This is a genomic window from Aerococcus sp. Group 1 (assembly GCF_000193205.1).
GTDB lineage: Bacteria > Bacillota > Bacilli > Lactobacillales > Aerococcaceae > Aerococcus > Aerococcus urinae_A.
Window position 1 is genome coordinate 1,253,729 of sequence record NC_015278.1, and the last position, 15,690, is coordinate 1,269,418.

Annotated in this window: 15 protein-coding genes; 7 read left to right on the plus strand and 8 right to left on the minus strand. The window is 39.8% G+C overall.

The genetic code is table 11. From position 1 onward, the window contains the following. Positions 1-114: 114 nt before the first annotated feature. The 6 genes from rpoD to tig all read right to left on the minus strand — a co-directional run bounded on the left by rpoD (position 115) and on the right by tig (position 6,718). Positions 115-1,320, minus strand: coding sequence for an RNA polymerase sigma factor RpoD (gene rpoD, locus HMPREF9243_RS05790; RefSeq protein WP_013669912.1), 1,206 nt, complete (start codon positions 1,318-1,320; stop codon positions 115-117). Continuing rightward, positions 1,321-2,361, minus strand: a complete 1,041-nt coding sequence (locus tag HMPREF9243_RS05795) for a toprim domain-containing protein (RefSeq protein ID WP_041706125.1) — start codon at positions 2,359-2,361, stop codon at positions 1,321-1,323. 50 nt (positions 2,362-2,411) lie between these two features. After that, positions 2,412-3,182 (minus strand): DNA primase, encoded by a 771-nt coding sequence (locus tag HMPREF9243_RS05800; protein WP_041706126.1) that lies wholly within the window; start codon positions 3,180-3,182, stop codon positions 2,412-2,414. A 112-nt stretch (positions 3,183-3,294) separates the two neighbouring features. Next, positions 3,295-3,897: a ribosome biogenesis GTP-binding protein YihA/YsxC gene (yihA, locus tag HMPREF9243_RS05805; RefSeq protein ID WP_013669206.1), complete on the minus strand. Its 603-nt coding sequence runs from the start codon at positions 3,895-3,897 to the stop codon at positions 3,295-3,297. 170 nt (positions 3,898-4,067) lie between these two features. Next, positions 4,068-5,324, minus strand: a complete 1,257-nt coding sequence (gene clpX, locus HMPREF9243_RS05810) for an ATP-dependent Clp protease ATP-binding subunit ClpX (RefSeq protein WP_013669707.1) — start codon at positions 5,322-5,324, stop codon at positions 4,068-4,070. A 113-nt stretch (positions 5,325-5,437) separates the two neighbouring features. Next, complete coding sequence (tig, locus tag HMPREF9243_RS05815; protein ID WP_013668552.1) at positions 5,438-6,718, minus strand: trigger factor; 1,281 nt, start codon at positions 6,716-6,718, stop codon at positions 5,438-5,440. 301 nt (positions 6,719-7,019) lie between these two features. On the opposite strand from tig, the gene recU reads away from it, so the two are divergent. Next, on the plus strand, positions 7,020-7,628 hold the full coding sequence (gene recU / locus HMPREF9243_RS05820; RefSeq protein ID WP_013669521.1) for a Holliday junction resolvase RecU: 609 nt from the start codon (positions 7,020-7,022) through the stop codon (positions 7,626-7,628). A 7-nt stretch (positions 7,629-7,635) separates the two neighbouring features. Further along, positions 7,636-10,104 (plus strand): transglycosylase domain-containing protein, encoded by a 2,469-nt coding sequence (locus HMPREF9243_RS05825; protein ID WP_013668605.1) that lies wholly within the window; start codon positions 7,636-7,638, stop codon positions 10,102-10,104. A 544-nt stretch (positions 10,105-10,648) separates the two neighbouring features. Here the strand turns inward: HMPREF9243_RS05825 and HMPREF9243_RS05830 are convergent. Beyond that, a complete protein-coding gene (locus HMPREF9243_RS05830; RefSeq protein WP_013668913.1) occupies positions 10,649-11,809 on the minus strand; it encodes an acetyl-CoA carboxylase biotin carboxylase subunit family protein in 1,161 nt (386 codons plus the stop codon). Positions 11,810-11,974: 165 nt separating this feature from the next. Between HMPREF9243_RS05830 and HMPREF9243_RS05835 the strand changes: the two genes are divergently transcribed. From HMPREF9243_RS05835 to HMPREF9243_RS09955, 3 genes are read left to right on the plus strand one after another with little or no spacing between them, the layout of a single operon-like run. Beyond that, positions 11,975-12,919 carry an alpha/beta hydrolase gene (locus HMPREF9243_RS05835; protein ID WP_013668800.1) on the plus strand — a complete coding sequence of 315 codons (945 nt, stop codon included), beginning with the start codon at positions 11,975-11,977 and terminating at the stop codon, positions 12,917-12,919. A gap of 29 nt (positions 12,920-12,948) precedes the next feature. Beyond that, positions 12,949-13,161 (plus strand): BlaI/MecI/CopY family transcriptional regulator, encoded by a 213-nt coding sequence (locus HMPREF9243_RS09950; protein ID WP_049776766.1) that lies wholly within the window; start codon positions 12,949-12,951, stop codon positions 13,159-13,161. 20 nt (positions 13,162-13,181) lie between these two features. Further along, positions 13,182-13,382, plus strand: a complete 201-nt coding sequence (locus HMPREF9243_RS09955; RefSeq protein ID WP_049776767.1) for a hypothetical protein — start codon at positions 13,182-13,184, stop codon at positions 13,380-13,382. A 5-nt stretch (positions 13,383-13,387) separates the two neighbouring features. Here the strand turns inward: HMPREF9243_RS09955 and HMPREF9243_RS05845 are convergent, their stop codons facing one another. After that, positions 13,388-14,062: a uracil-DNA glycosylase gene (locus tag HMPREF9243_RS05845; RefSeq protein WP_013668485.1), complete on the minus strand. Its 675-nt coding sequence runs from the start codon at positions 14,060-14,062 to the stop codon at positions 13,388-13,390. Positions 14,063-14,169: 107 nt separating this feature from the next. Here HMPREF9243_RS05845 and HMPREF9243_RS05850 point away from each other — a divergent pair, with 107 nt between their 5' ends. Together HMPREF9243_RS05850 and HMPREF9243_RS09960 are read left to right on the plus strand one after the other, a co-directional pair. After that, positions 14,170-15,078 (plus strand): Cof-type HAD-IIB family hydrolase, encoded by a 909-nt coding sequence (locus HMPREF9243_RS05850; protein WP_013669615.1) that lies wholly within the window; start codon positions 14,170-14,172, stop codon positions 15,076-15,078. Next, positions 15,068-15,637 (plus strand): low molecular weight protein-tyrosine-phosphatase, encoded by a 570-nt coding sequence (locus HMPREF9243_RS09960; protein ID WP_013669483.1) that lies wholly within the window; start codon positions 15,068-15,070, stop codon positions 15,635-15,637. The genes HMPREF9243_RS05850 and HMPREF9243_RS09960 overlap by 11 nt, the downstream gene beginning before the upstream one ends. Positions 15,638-15,690: the final 53 nt, after the last annotated feature.

Consider the following 15,690-nt stretch of genomic DNA (forward strand, 5'->3'; position numbering starts at 1 on the left):
AGTGATCATTTTCCTTTCAATTGTGATCTATAAAAACGAAGGATAGAATAAAGGCATTCAAGCATTGGAAAGCGATCCAACATTTGAATGCCATTACTGTTATCAGAGTTGCTTTTAGTCTTCTAGAAAATCTTTTAATTGTTTGAGACGACTTGGGTGGCGTAATTTACGTAAGGCCTTGGCTTCAATTTGACGGATTCTTTCTCGAGTCACCCCAAATTGTTGTCCAACTTGTTCTAAAGTTTTGGTTTGACCATCTTCTAAACCGAAACGAAGACGTAAGACATTTTCTTCCCGATCAGTTAAAGTATCCAGCACTTCATTGAGTTGTTCTTTTAACAATTCCTGATTGGTATATTCATCTGGCTGCATGGCATCATTGTCTTCAATAAAATCGCCAAGATGGGAATCATCTTCTTCACCAATAGGGGTTTCCAAGGAAACTGGTTCTTGTGAGATTTTCATAATGTTTCTCACTTTTTCAGTAGGTAGGTCCATTTCCGCACCAATTTCTTCTGGCGTGGGTTCGCGACCGAGTTCTTGGAGTAATTGCCGTTGAATACGGACTAATTTATTAATAGTCTCCACCATATGTACCGGAATACGAATGGTACGGGCTTGGTCAGCGATCGAACGGGTAATCGCTTGACGAATCCACCAAGTGGCATAAGTGGAAAATTTGAAACCTTTGGTATAATCAAATTTTTCTACTGCCTTCATTAAGCCCATATTACCTTCTTGGATCAGATCTAAAAATGACATTCCTCTACCGACATAACGTTTAGCAATCGACACGACTAAACGGAGATTGGCTTCAGCCAGCTCTTGCTTGGCTACTGGATCTCCGGCTTCAATTCTTTTGGCAAGGGCAACCTCTTCATCAGCTGTCAGTAAGTCTACTCGGCCAATTTCTTTAAGATACATACGTACAGGATCGTTGGTTTTTACCTTTGAACTCGTTGAAGAAGCCGACTTATTAGTATCTTTTTTGTCTTTTTTATCTTTCTTCTTAGTTTTTTCTTCTTCATCTAAGATTTGATCAATATCTTTTTCAGATTCTTCATCGTCTTCTTGCATCTTAAGCGCTTCATTTTGTAACTGACGGTTGGTTGGGCCTCCATCCTCATCAACAACGGCTACGCCACCGTCTTCAAATTTTTCAATAAGCTGATCCATTTGTTCATCATTCAAAGAATAGGGTTGAGCAATTTTATCACTTAACTCAGTATATAAAATAGAGCCCAATATTTTCTTCTCATTAAGTAATTCTTGACTGGCTTGTTTTAAAGTTTTTTCCTGCTTGTCGGTCGTTTTGCTCAATTAAATCTCTCCTGACTTCTTTTTTGACAGTTTCATTTGTCGCAATATTTGTATTCTCTGTTGATTTAAATCGCTAATTTTAGCATAATCATTAATTTGCTTAGCATTCGCTATATCCCGGTTGATCTGCCTAATTTGGTCCTGATAATGACTCTTTTCTTTTATTTGATAAATTAAATCGCTAATTTCCTGACCAGTACACTCAGGGGGAAGATTCATCGCCTGAGCGTCAATAAGGATCCGCCTATCAGCATCAGAGCGAAGGGTCTGATAAAAATTCCCAATATCAATACTTTCACCTTCACTTTGCCGGTAGGCCCATAGTAAAAGATAGACACTTTCAATACTACTACTTTCAAAATGAAAGTCTCCATCGATATTTTTGATTAAATACCAAGCATTCTCAGAAGTTAGTAGGCGGTTAAGTAATTGTAACTCAAAGCGCTGTAAACTGGAATATTTTTTTAAGGGGAATTTATCCAGTTGAACTTCTTCCTCACGGCTAACTTCAGAAAACTGTTCTTCTCGCTGCCCGGTTTCCTGCTCAAAGTGGAGTTGAGCTTGGAGCGAACGTTTATCAACCCCAGTGTCTTCACTCAATTCCTGTAAGTAGACATCTTGTTCAATAGTGGAGGATAAGCGGCTAATAACAGCTAGCATGGCCTTGATGTATTGGATCTTACCCCGGTCATTCGCTAAAGAAAACTCTTGTTGATAAAAGTGCCGGTAGAAAGCAATCGGCGTCATTCTTTGCTCTTGGATAAATTGCTGGTAGCGTTGTTCACCATAGCGACCAATAAATTCATCAGGATCCATCCCACTTGGAAACATGAGCAGGTTAACTCGCATACTAGGACTTTGCTGGGCTATGTGTTCAAGCGCCCGCTTACTTGCCTTTAAACCGGGTTTGTCACCATCATAAGCGAGCAAAAGTTGTCGTGAGCTGCGGTAGAGGACTTGAATCTGACGATCAGTTAAACTGGTCCCCAAAGAAGCGACGCCATGCTTGACCCCGGCCTGGTAGGAATGAATGACATCCATAAAGCCTTCAAAAAGAATAATTTCCTTTTCCTTGCGAATGCTGTCTTGAGCTAAATCAAGGTTAAATAGAAAATTATTTTTTGAAAAATCGGTGTTTCTGGACTGTTTAGATATTTAGCCTGCGAATTTGCGCTATCGGCTTCAAGAATTCTTCCTGAGAAACCTAAGACATGACCAAATTTATCACGTAAAGGAAATACAATACGTCCTCTAAATCGATCGATTTTTTCCGGACCATCACCCACAAAAATGCCACTAGCTACAATTGCTTCACTGTCATACCCCTTATTTTTTACATGGTTGAAAGTTAACTGGCCATCGTAGGGAGACCAACCAATGTGATATTGGACTAGGGTCTCCGATTTTAACCCCCGGTCTTCTAAATAGGTCAAGGCTTGGTGACCAGCTTTGGTATTCATTAATAAATAATGGTATAAATTTGCCAGCTCTTCGTGGATATCGATAAGCGTTTGCTCTTCTTCATTATACTGACGGACACTGGTCCCTGGGTCTAGCTGGTCAAAATTAAAGTCCAACTTAAGATTAGCTAATTGAGCCACTTCTTTTACAGCTTGAGGAAAACTATATCCTTCTAAATCCATTAGGAAATTAAAGACATTGCCACCTTTACCACATGAGAAGCACTTATAAAATTGCTTATTAGCTTCTACAGTAAATGAGGGCGTGTTTTCATCGTGAAAGGGACATTTGCCAAAGTAATTTTTTCCTCGCTTTTGAAGATCCACAAACTGACCAATAATATCTAAAATGTCAACATTTTGGCGGACCTGATCAATAACTTCCTCCGGTATTAAGGCCATTGTATCCCCCCACTTTCTCCACTGGCTATATCAGAGTAAATTATAGTGAAGATAATTTTTGAATGCAAGATAAGAGCGAAAATATTGTTAGATATTTCTTTTCAAACAATAGCTATTCATCATAGTCTCCAGCCAATAAGGCATTGATGACTTCCCATGCCTCATCTCGCCCCTCACGGTTGGCAGAAGAATAAGGTAAAATTTGATCTTCAGTCACCAGGTCTAAATCTTCTTTTATAGCTTGCAGGTGGTTATGCCATTGATTTTTCTTCACCTTATCCGCCTTAGTCGCAATAATAAAATACGGTACCTGACATTGATCAAGAAAATCCTTCATATTGATATCATCTTTACTAGGCCGGTGTCTAAAATCTACCAAAAGAAAGACGGCTTCTAAATTTTCTCGTTGGATAAAATAATCTGCCAGTTGTTTTTGCCAGCGGCTTCGCTCCGTTTTACTTACTTTTGCGTATCCATAGCCAGGAACGTCAACTAAGTAAAGACTATTATCAAGATTATAATAATTTAACTGCTGGGTCTTCCCAGGCTTACTGGAAATACGAGCAATCTTTTTATGGTTGGTCATAGTATTAATGAAACTGCTCTTCCCCACATTGGACCGGCCAGCTAAAGCAATTTCTGGGCGGTCAGAAACAGGGTATTGTTTAGGACTGGCGGCGCTTAGCATAAATTCAATATTCTGTGCTTGTATCATGAGATGCTCCTTGAGTTATAAAACAGACTTAGGCGAGTTTACGATTATTACTTAAAAGTAAATTTCCCTAAACTTACTACAGGCTTAGGCGTCTTATGGCTTGCTTAAATAAGGGACTGCATTGAGAAAGAGGCTGTGACTCTTGTCACAGCCCCTCTTCAATTAATTCATTAGGCAATTAACTGACCATCTTGGTCATAGAGTTCGGGACTTGCATGATCTTTAACAACTTCTTCAGTAATGATAACCTTAGAAACATCTTCACGACTAGGAATATCATACATCACTTCTAACATCGATTCTTCAATAATGGACCTTAATCCCCGCGCCCCAGTTTTACGGTCAATAGCTTTTTGAGCAATGGCCCGTAAGGAGTCATCAGTAAATTCTAACTGAACATTATCCATGGCTAATAACTGTTTATATTGCTTAATCAAAGCATTCTTAGGTTCTGTCAGGATACGTTCCAAGTCTTCCTCATTCAATTCATCTAAACTAGCAATAATGGGTAAACGCCCGATAAATTCCGGAATTAAGCCATATTTTTGTAAGTCTTCAGGAATCACCTGCGTCATGAGGTCATGCTTTTCAGCTTTTGTCGTCTTAGTTGCTTGAAAACCAATTACCTTATGGCCAGTACGTTCCTTAATGATATTTTCAATTCCATCGAAAGCCCCACCTACAATAAATAAGATATTAGTAGTATCGATTTGGATGAACTCTTGATGAGGGTGTTTACGTCCACCTTGAGGAGGAACATTAGCAACGGTTCCTTCTAAAATTTTCAGGAGGGCCTGTTGAACTCCTTCACCACTGACATCGCGGGTAATAGATACATTTTCCGCCTTGGTTGCTATTTTATCAATTTCATCAATATAGATAATACCTTGTTGAGCTTTATCCACATCAAAATCAGCTGCTTGTAGCAGTTTTAAGAGAATATTCTCAACGTCCTCTCCAACATAACCTGCTTCAGTTAAACTCGTGGCGTCCGCAATAGCAAAGGGTACTTTCAATATGCGGGCTAGCGTTTGAGCTAAGTAAGTTTTCCCTGAACCAGTTGGACCAACTAATAAGATATTACTTTTTTGTAATTCTACATTATCTTCGTCTTGATTCTTAATTTGGTTGCTGTTAATACGTTTATAGTGATTATAAACGGCTACAGATAAAGCCTTTTTGGCGTCTGTTTGTCCAATCACGTAATCATCCAAAATTTGACGGATTTCAGTTGGCTTAGGAGGGTTCACGATAAACTCTTCGTTATCTGATTGAACGTTTAAGTCATCTTCAATAATTTCTTGACAGAGTTTCACACATTCATCACAGATATACACATCCGGTCCTGCAATTAACTTGGTCACTTGGTCTTGTGACTTTCCACAAAAGGAACAATGGATATTGCTATCGTTATCGTCATTAAACATTCTACGCATTCCTCCTTCTCTATCTAATGTATTGTGACAAAAAACGAGTGTGAAGTCAATTAATGCGACCTCCCACTCGATTTCTGACCTATTTTTGAAAATAGCTGTTCAGATTATTTTTCTTTAGCTGTTGAGGTAATTAAGTTCATGGCTTGTTTTAATTCAATGTCATGTTTGAGCATATCTTCTGTCACCACGTTCTTAACGGCTTCAACTTCCATATTATAGGTTTCTGCTAGGTTTTCAATTTCCTTAGCAATATCCTCTTCACTTACTTCAATGTTTTCTTCTGCAATGATTTGTTCTAATAATAAATTGGTTTTCACCCGGGTATCTGCATCTTCAGCAAATTGTTGACGTAAGTCTTCTTCAGAAGTACCAGTTAATTGATAGAACATTTCGGGACTAATCCCTTGACGTTGCATTTCATTCAAGTAGTGGTCTAGTTGACGGTTAACTTCTTCATCGATCATCGCTTGAGGAACAGAAGAAAATTCAGCATTGTCAACAGCTTGACGGATTGCTTGGTCTTCCACTTGTTCATCAGCTTGTTGGTCTTTAGCTTCTTGAAGTTGATCACGATACTTAGCCTTCAATTCATCTAGGCTTTCAACCTCGTCATCCACATCTTTAGCAAATTCATCATCAAGTTCTGGGACCGATTTTTCTTTTACTTCATGAACTTTCACTTTAAAAATAGCGTCTTGGCCAGCTAGATCTTCAGCGTGGTATTCTTCTGGGAAAGTGACTTTTACTTCTACTTCATCTCCAGATTTTGAACCCACTAATTGGTCTTCAAAGCCAGGAATAAAGGAATTTGATCCTAATTCCAGGGAGTGATTTTCTGCGCTACCCCCGGCAAAGGTTTCCCCATCAACAGAACCTTCATAGTCAATCACAACGGTGTCGCCTTCTTGAGCTTCTCCTTCTTTAATGGAAAGTTCTGCTAAGTTCTCTTGGGCTTGTTTCAAGCGGTTTTCCACATCTTCATCAGTTACTTCACGGTCTTGTTTATCAACAGTTAAATCCTTGTAATCGCCTAAAGAAACTGAAGGCTTAGTGGCTACTTCAGCTTTTAATTCCCAAGAACCACCCTTGTGCATTTTTTCTACATCAAATTTAGGTTGGCCTACAACATCCAAATCAGCTTCTTTTACGGCATTAGCGTAAGCCTGTGGTAAGGCATAGTTTAAAGCATCTTCATATAAGGCTTCTTCACCAATCATTTTAACAAAAACTGGGTAACTCACTTTACCTTTACGGAAACCAGGAATATTAACTTTTCCTTTAACCCGGTTGTATGCTTGTTTTAAAGCCTTTTGAGCATCTTCTTTAGAAACGGTAAAGTGCAAAACACCTTCATTTGTCGCTGTTTCTTCAAATTTTACTGACATGCGGTCATTCCCCTAACTATAAATAAATTTCTAAATCAAGAATTAATCCTTAAGATTAATCTACACGTTCAGATATACTACACTAATTCCGGGGCTTTGTCCAATTTATCGCAAAATAATTCTTATCCATTGCAATTTCACAGGCTAGTCTTTATTATCTTTAGTTGCATATCCATACTGTGCATTTGATAATTTGATAAAAAGATTGCCTATATTATAATTATATTAAATAGAGGATGTATTTCTCTTAATAATGCCAATTTTTGCTATAATAAATTAATGATTTGAGAGGAGGTAGGTCATGTATTATCCCAATGGGAAGAAGTACCATAAAGCTCCCTCGCTGAATAAGCATTCAAGACGTCAGCCAAAGACAATTTATGCTAAAAGAGGCATGTTGCTGGAGGACATGTTAAATGATTCCAATGCCTGGTATTTATCTCATGACTTGGCAGTGATCCATAAAAAGCCAACGCCTATACAAGTGGTCCATGTCGATTATCCCAATCGTCAACATGCTAAAATCACGGAGGCCTACTATCGACAAGCCTCAACCACTGATTATAATGGGGTCTACCAAGGTAGGTATATTGATTTTGAAGCCAAGCAAACGAAAACAAAAACCCGTTTTTCCCTCAATAACTTCCATGACCATCAGATTAAACACATGGAAAAATGTAGTCAGCAAGGAGGTATAAGTTTTGTTATCTTACATTTCACCACCTTGTCGCAAAGCTATCTATACCCGCTTAGTGCTTTATTAGAGGACTGGCAAGCTTTTCAAGAGGGGCAAAAAGCTTCAATTAGTCTCAATCGCATCAAAAACCATGGTTATTTTATTAAAGTCGGATACCAACCTCCCCTCGATTATTTAGCTGCTCTGGATAAATATTTACAAAATAACAATTAAAAAGGAAGTGACTCTGTTGTCTACTCATTATCCCCATAATAGAAGGCGCACCTCTAGCTTGAATAAAGAGGAAAAGACACGACAAAGAAAAAATAATAATTTTAACAATAAGCCCTTGTGGCAGAAAATATTACTGATTGGCCTTGGCGCTGTGGGCAGTGTCTTTATTATTTTAGCTATTATTGCCCTGATCTGGATTGCCCAAGCACCAGAAATTAATGAAGGTGATTTGCAAGGCTCAGTGGCCTCTGTCGTATATGATAACCAAGGAAACGAAGTCTTTGAAACCAGTCAAAATGAGCGGATTATCGTTGAAGGCGATGAAATCTCTCAAGAAACCTTTGACGCAGTGACTTCAATCGAAGATCGTCGCTTTCTTAAACACCGCGGTGTCGACCCTATTCGTATTATGGGCTCCTTATTTGCCAATCTAAGAGCAGGTGGGATTGCCCAAGGCGGTTCTACCCTTACCCAACAATTAGTGAAACTATCTGTTTTCTCTACAAATGAATCAGATCGAACCTATAAGAGAAAGGTCCAAGAGTTATGGTTGGCCTTACAGTTAGAATCACAATTTTCTAAACAGGAAATTTTTGAATACTACATTAATAAGGTTTATATGGCAAATGGTGTCTACGGTATTGGTACCGCCGCAAATATCTATTATGGCAAGCCTTTAACCGAGCTGAGCCTAGATCAAACTGCGCTTTTAGCCGGGATGCCGCAAGCACCAAATGAATACGATCCATACCATAATCCTGATAAAGCTAAAGAGCGTCGCGATACCGTGCTCTATACCATGTTAGATAATGACACCATTACTCAAGAAGAGTACCAAGAAGCGATTAGCCAACCGATTGATCACGGTTTACTCCCGCTTAGCGAACAGATTGATACTAATAATCAACAGAAATTGATGCTGGACTCCTATATTCAGCAAGTCGCTGCCGACGTTAAAGCGGCGGGCTATGACCTTTACTCCGATGGTTTAAAAGTCTATACCCACCTGGATATGCAAGCACAAACTTTCCTACATCAAACTGCTGAAGATAACAATGGTTTACTTTTCGATAATGATAATATCCAAACAGCGGTATCCGTTCTAGATACCAGCAATAGTCATATCATCGCTCTATTCGGGGGTCGCCATTTAGAAAATCAATTGGGCCTTAACCGAGCTACCCAGTTAAATCGTAGTGTCGGTTCATCCATAAAACCCTTATCTGCCTATGGACCTGCCTTTGAATATTTAAATTATTCACCAGGTCAAACTGAAAAAGATGAACCTTATCAATACTCAAGTGGAACCAAGGTTTATAACTGGGACCGTCAATATCAAGGAACCATGACCTTAAGAACAGCCTTGAAGAACTCAAGAAATATCCCTGCCATCAAAGTCTTCCAGGACGTTGGTCCAGAACGTGCCGACGAATTTCTAAAGAAATTAGGAATTACTTTGAATGATGGCAAAGGTCTGGTTGAATCCAATGCTATCGGTGGGGAGATGACCCCCTTACAATTAAGCGTTGCCTATGCTGCAATGGGGAATAATGGTCAATATAATGAAGCTAAAGCTGTTGATTACTTCATTACTACAGACGGAGAAGAAGTTGATGTTCAAGGTGAATCGCATGAAGCGATGAAAGATTCCACGGCCTACATGCTAACCTCTGTCTTAAAAGATACCTTTAAATCAGGTTTATCTTCCTGGATTCATAATCCTAATATTCATGAGGCTGGTAAAACTGGGACGACCAATTACACGGATGACCAAGTTCGCCAATTGAATATTCCAGCCGGAGCTGTCCCCGATCACTGGGCCAGCGGTTACACCAAAAACCATACGGTAACAGTATGGACTGGGCACGATGAGCCTTACCAGGAAAATGGTTACTTAACGAGAGCTCAACAGCAAATTGCGGATCGCCTATACCGGCAAGTAATGGATCACTTAGAAAGTAGAAATCCAAGTAGCGATTGGACTCAACCTGACTCCGTCCATACTGTTGATTTAATATTTGGCTCAAAACCACTCCGCTTAGCTAGTCCAGGCGCTGGTCATAGTGTACGAGACTTGGTCAATAATGAATTGTATCAAGAACTTAAGCAAAATTATGGCAGACAAACCACCATCGATATTGACTCCAATTCTTACTCTGAAAGTAGCGAAGAAGTCGAAACTTATATTTCAAGAGAGAGTGAAAGTCAAGTCGAAGAAAGTAGTCATTCCGGACTGGAAGAAAGCCACTCAGATAGTGAATTATCTGAGATTGAAGATTCGACCTCAGCTTATCCAAAAGAGAATGCACCTAACACAGATCGAGGCAATGAATCAGGTTTACAAAACCCACCTAGAGAAACACCAAGCTCTCAGAGAGAACCTAGTGTGAGTCCAGGAAATAGCCAAGGAGAAGGTTATAGTCGACGGACCATTTACAGGTCGGGAGGCGATAGTGGACTGCCTAATGCCAGTTAAAGTCTAGAAACTCTAATAACGATAAAAGAGCCTGGGACAAAAGTCCCAGGCTCTTTTTTAAAACACGAACTATCTATTCAAAACCTGTTCCAAAAGTCAGCCCTGACGTCCACTTCACACAGGGTGTAAGATTTGGCGTATAGGCTTGGATGGTTGGAGCAAGTCAGAATAAAAGCGAAGCATTCGCTTGTTTCTGACTTGTGAAACCACACCAAGTCTGCCAAATTGAACCCAACTACGAACTATTTGCGATAGGCTTGTGCCTATCTTCCATACTTTGTTCCAGTTGCTATAGCTGTTCGAAGCCAAGAGCGAGTTACAGATATAGTATGCCTAGCCCTTCAGGGCTCTTTTGACTTTTGTCACACTCTCTTTATTGACTTTTTACTATTAAAGAGAATTCATCAAAAAAAGAGCTGGTGATTTATGGTGGCTCCAATAAGTCGGACTAAGCATCTAACTTTTGGAGTCATTCCATTTGAAACCAGCTCTTTTTAGCTCTGCTCTTATATTCTCTTTTCTAGTTAGGAAGAATAAGCTGACGCTAGGCACGAATGTAATCCGTAATTACTTGACGCTCGTTGTCATTGTCACATAGGATAGCAAATAACTGACTACCTAACAAATCATGGTAGACCTTAGGTAGGTCTTTAACGGCTTTAACATCATTAGCATAGCGTTCCTTAATGTCAGCAACTGAATGTTGGTAATTTTTATCTGCCTGCCTAAATGTCACCACACAATAGCGTGAATTATTGGGGTTAGCAGGAATTTCTTTGTCTAAAACAACCTTGGCATACATATCATATAAGTCGATACTATGGGCGTAGTCATAGGCATCATGACCAAAGCCACCGACAGCACGGTTATTATACTCAATACCCAAATAAGAATTATCCGGCATCCGGAAGAATTCGATATGGAAGAAACGCTCCTTAATTCCAAAGGCTTTAACAACATTTTCGCCAATTTCTTTGAGTTTTGGATCGACTTCTTTTTCAATCCAGTAGACCCCATCACGGTCACCAGTGACCCAATCCAAGGTTGGTTCTTCATAGGTTAGACTTCCATACCAAACAATATTACCTTCTTGGTCCAATAAACCATCAAAAGTACATAGCTGCCCACCTTCAATAAACTCTTCCATAAAGTAAGGCGTCGTGTGGTCCCATTGGGCTTCAAATTTTTCCAAATCACCATCGTTATCAATTCGGTAAGTATTACCAGCACCTACCCCAACATCTGGTTTTAAGACAACTGGATAACCTAAGACCTTAGCTGCCCGCTTCAGACTAACTTTGGTTCTGACTAAACGCCCCTTGGCTACTGGGCACTTAGCCTTCTTAAAGTATTTTTTCATTTCTGATTTGTGTTTTATTTTCTTCAGTTCCTTAGGTTTCATCCCAGCAATGTTGAATTGCTCACGTAATTGAGCATCTAGTTCTAGCCAATATTCTTCTTGGGATTCTATCCGGTCGATTGGACCATATTTATGGAAGAAAAAAGCCACTGCCTTCTTCACAGCTAAAGTATCTTCTAAATTATCCACTCGATAATATTCTGTCAGGGCTTCTTTAGGAGACGCCGGTAGAATATCATAGGCTTCACTCCCGATGCCTAATACTGTTGCACCATTTTGATGAAGTTTAACAGCGAATTCTTGGAAATTTTGAGGAAAATATGGGGAAATATAGACAAAATTCATAATTATCAAACTCCTTTTAAAATGAGGATTACTACAAGTTGGCTTATTAATAGTTAAATTTACCACGAACGCCAATATTAGGCAAGGCTATTGTCTGACTAGCCTAACTTTTACCTTCTAAAAATTTTCCTATATAATAGTAGCCACAAGAGAAAGGATTCGACCATGTATCAAGAACATTACAATTTAAAATCTTCCCACCCCGATAAACACCCCTTAGATTACTACAGCTGGACAGCTGACCATCCCAAGGCCATCATACACTACGTGCATGGAATGTCTGAAAGTGCCATCCGCTATCAGCCCATGGGTGAATGGTTTCAGTCTCAAGGCATCACATTCATTGCCCATGATCAAGTTGGGCATGGTCCGTATGCAAAAGCCCATGACTCCCTAGGCTATTTTGGACCATATAATATGAAGTTAATTCTGGTAGAAGACCTCTACCGCGTGATTTGCGATGTCAAAGCAGTGAATCCCAATATTCCTTATTTTCTGATTGGACATTCCATGGGGTCTTTTATCTCTCGGCTTTTTCTACAAAAATATAGTCACATGGTCTCCGGAGCCATTCTCTCCGGTAGCGCCGATCATTCTTTTGTAATTGATTTTGGAAAATTATTGAGCCCCCTATTGACTAAGCTCAGTCGTCCGCAAGCGACCAATTTCTTTTTGCACCGTTTCTTATTTGGTGGTCTTTTTACCCAATTTAAACGCCAGCCTAGTGAGCGCGATTTACGGATCTTGAAATATTGGTACCCTCAACCAGAAAAAGTAGACTATCCCCTGGATGGTTTTCCTTTTACTAATGATGGCTTTTGGCATTTAATTAGGTTAGTCGACTCCGCTACCAAAAAAGGTTGGGCCAAGACGATTAACCCCCATCTCCCCCTTTATTTTATGAATGGAGCCAATGATTTTTTGCTTGGTCCAAGCAAAAAACTTTCTGGGGCCTACCAGGAATTGGAACAAGCTCATTTTCAAGATGTCATTTTTCAAATTTATGAAAAACGTGGTCATGAGCTTTTTCTTTATGACAATGAAGAAGTCGTTTACCGTGATATTCTGACTTGGACAAGTCAACATAGTCTGCCCAAACAAGCAAACTAAAATAATTATTCTCTAAGGAAGTGAAACATATGACTAAGAAAAACTCCATAACCGACAGTGAGCACCAAGTTCTCCGGGTGATTTGGGCTCAAGGAGCAACCACCAGTCGTTTTGTAATCGATAGCCTCAGCGAAAAGACGGGTTGGAAACCCACAACCATCAAAACCCTCTTACATCGTTTAGTCAATAAAGGCTATCTAGCGACTGAAAAAAAGGAGGACAGTATCTCTACCATCCTCTAATTTCTGAAGCAAGTAGCCAAGTGGCTGATATTAATAATTTACTCAAGCAACATTGTCGCACCCACGCCGACCAATTAATCATTGACATGATCAAACAAAGTGACCTGGACCAAGGCATGCAAGACAATATTTTCCAAGCCCTGAGAGATAAAGAACTTGTCCCAACTGTCACTTGCCATTGCATCCCTGGCCAATGCGAGTGTCACAAAGATATTGGGTAATTTTTTTATTCACTGAGTTGCCAATTAATTGGACTTTGCCCGCTCTCAATTAAGAGTTGGTTAGCCTTGGAAAAGGGTCGAGAACCAAAGAAGCCTCGGTAAGCTGATAAGGGACTAGGATGGACAGAAGTTAGAACAGCATGCTTATTTTCATCGATAAATCGTCTCTTCGACTTAGCCGCATTTCCCCATAAAATAAAGACAACTCGTTGATTACGCTTATTTAATTGTTTGATAGCAAAGTCGGTGACTTCTTCCCAACCTCGTCCGCGATGTGAATGGGCCTTCCCTTGACGTACTGTTAAAACAGAGTTTAATAATAAGACTCCTTGCTCGGCCCACTCAGTTAAATTGCCGTGATGAACAGGTTGAAAACCAACATCATTGCTTAGCTCTTGGTAGATATTGTTTAAAGAAGGCGGAATCGCCACCCCTTTCTGTACCGAAAAGCTTAGTCCATGGGCTTGATGGGGTTCATGATAAGGGTCTTGCCCCAAAATAACGACTTTTACCTGGTCAAAAGGGGTTAACTTAAAGGCCTCATAGATATGCCACATATCTGGGTAGATCACCTGATTACGATATTCATCTTTTAGAAACTCTCTTAATTTTTGGTAAGCAGGACTTTCAAAAACTGGATCTAAGGCCTCTTGCCATTGGTTATTAATGATTGTATGCACGCTTGATTTCCCCTTTCCTTTATCACTTAACTTATACCTAGTCTACCATTTTTTAAAATGTTACAATAGCCATAGTTATAACGGATTTTATAAAAAAGGAGATTTTTATGCTGGAATTAATTGTTTCTGATATGGACGGAACATTATTGGACGGGACCATGCACATCCACCCACGCAATCGTGAGGCCATCATGCATACCTACCAATTAGGTATCCCATTTATTGTTGCTACCGGAAGAAACTTCCATGAAGCCAAGGTACTCTTAGACGAAGCCGGTATTCGCTGCCCGATTATCGGTTTAAATGGTGCCATTCTTTTTGACCGAGAAGGTGAGGTAGAGTATGAAATTGACTTAGATGACCAAGTCGCTAAAGAGATTATTCTCTATGGACGTGAACATGGCTATTACATGGAAGCCATGACTTCAAAGAACGTCTACTCCAATTCAAAGCACCAACGCCTTCATTATATTGCAGATATGATTCAAAGAATGTCTCCTGAATTGAGCTTTGAAGAAACCCTTAGTCGGGCCAGCCAATCGAATGAGGTTAACTCCATTGAATATATTGATGATTTAACTGACCTCATTGAAGAAGAAGGCCAGCACATCCTCAAATTAGTCTTTATTCATGAAAAGGGACCGCAAGTCCTCCATCCGATTCAGCAGGAATTAAGTCAGCGCTATGATAACATTTATATCACTTCTTCCTTTAAGTCAAACTTGGAAATTTCAGCTAAAACAGCCAATAAAGGTGGGGCTGTCGCCAAGTACTGCCAAGCCCATGGCTATAATCCTAAAAATATCATGGCTATTGGTGATAATTTAAATGATTTAAAAATGCTGGAAATGGCCGGCTATAGCTTCGCCATGGCTAATGCTGATCCCGCCGTTAAAGAAATCGCTGACTATGTCACCAGTCCTCATAACGAAGGCGGTGTCGCTGATGCCATCTATAAAGCCCTGGATTTGAGTCAGACTAATACGCAATGGGGAAAAGCACCCTATGGCGACTAAGTCTCCTAACTGGCAGAAGCTAAGAGAGCAGCTAAAGTCTAGCTGGCAAAAAATAATTTCCCCAAAAGGCAAAAGCATACTTTTTGTTTGCCTAGCTAATATTTGTCGTTCCCCATTAGCAGAAGCCCTGCTACGTGAAAAAATTAAGCAAGCCCACTTCTCGCAGTCCATAAAAGTTGACTCCGCTTCCATTGAAAATTGGCGCAATGGTGATAAGGCGGATTCTCGTGTAATACAGCTGCTCAAGGAACATCAAATACCCTATCAAGGACTAAAGAGTCGCCTTCTCAAACCCATGGATGCTAAGCGTTTCGACTTGATAATCTGTATGGATACTACTATCTATGATGCCACTAGAGAGCGCTTGGGAGAAAGTTATTTTTCTAAAATCGTCCCCTTCTCTCATTTCCTTGAAGACCAAGCTGACGTTGATGATCCGATGTTAACCAAAGACTTTCAAACCACCTACCAACAAATTGACCGAGGAACTGATAAAATTATTCACTACCTCCAAAATAATATAATGAATCAATCAGCCAATGATAGTAAAATGCAATAAACACAAAAGCGACAGGAATTAGACCCCTGTCGCTTTTGCATAAAATAGACTAA

Excerpts from the sequence above, each read along its gene's own strand:
- HMPREF9243_RS05795 (WP_041706125.1), bottom strand. The coding sequence starts at position 2,361 with ATGGATGTCATTCATTCCTACCAGGCCGGGGTCAAGCATGGCGTCGCT.
- HMPREF9243_RS05800 (WP_041706126.1), bottom strand. The coding sequence starts at position 3,182 with ATGGCCTTAATACCGGAGGAAGTTATTGATCAGGTCCGCCAAAATGTT.
- yihA (WP_013669206.1), bottom strand. The coding sequence starts at position 3,897 with ATGATACAAGCACAGAATATTGAATTTATGCTAAGCGCCGCCAGTCCT.
- clpX (WP_013669707.1), bottom strand. The coding sequence starts at position 5,324 with ATGTTTAATGACGATAACGATAGCAATATCCATTGTTCCTTTTGTGGA.
- tig (WP_013668552.1), bottom strand. The coding sequence starts at position 6,718 with ATGTCAGTAAAATTTGAAGAAACAGCGACAAATGAAGGTGTTTTGCAC.
- recU (WP_013669521.1), top strand. The coding sequence starts at position 7,020 with ATGTATTATCCCAATGGGAAGAAGTACCATAAAGCTCCCTCGCTGAAT.
- HMPREF9243_RS05830 (WP_013668913.1), bottom strand. The coding sequence starts at position 11,809 with ATGAATTTTGTCTATATTTCCCCATATTTTCCTCAAAATTTCCAAGAA.
- HMPREF9243_RS05835 (WP_013668800.1), top strand. The coding sequence starts at position 11,975 with ATGTATCAAGAACATTACAATTTAAAATCTTCCCACCCCGATAAACAC.
- HMPREF9243_RS09950 (WP_049776766.1), top strand. The coding sequence starts at position 12,949 with ATGACTAAGAAAAACTCCATAACCGACAGTGAGCACCAAGTTCTCCGG.
- HMPREF9243_RS05850 (WP_013669615.1), top strand. The coding sequence starts at position 14,170 with ATGCTGGAATTAATTGTTTCTGATATGGACGGAACATTATTGGACGGG.
- HMPREF9243_RS09960 (WP_013669483.1), top strand. The coding sequence starts at position 15,068 with ATGGCGACTAAGTCTCCTAACTGGCAGAAGCTAAGAGAGCAGCTAAAG.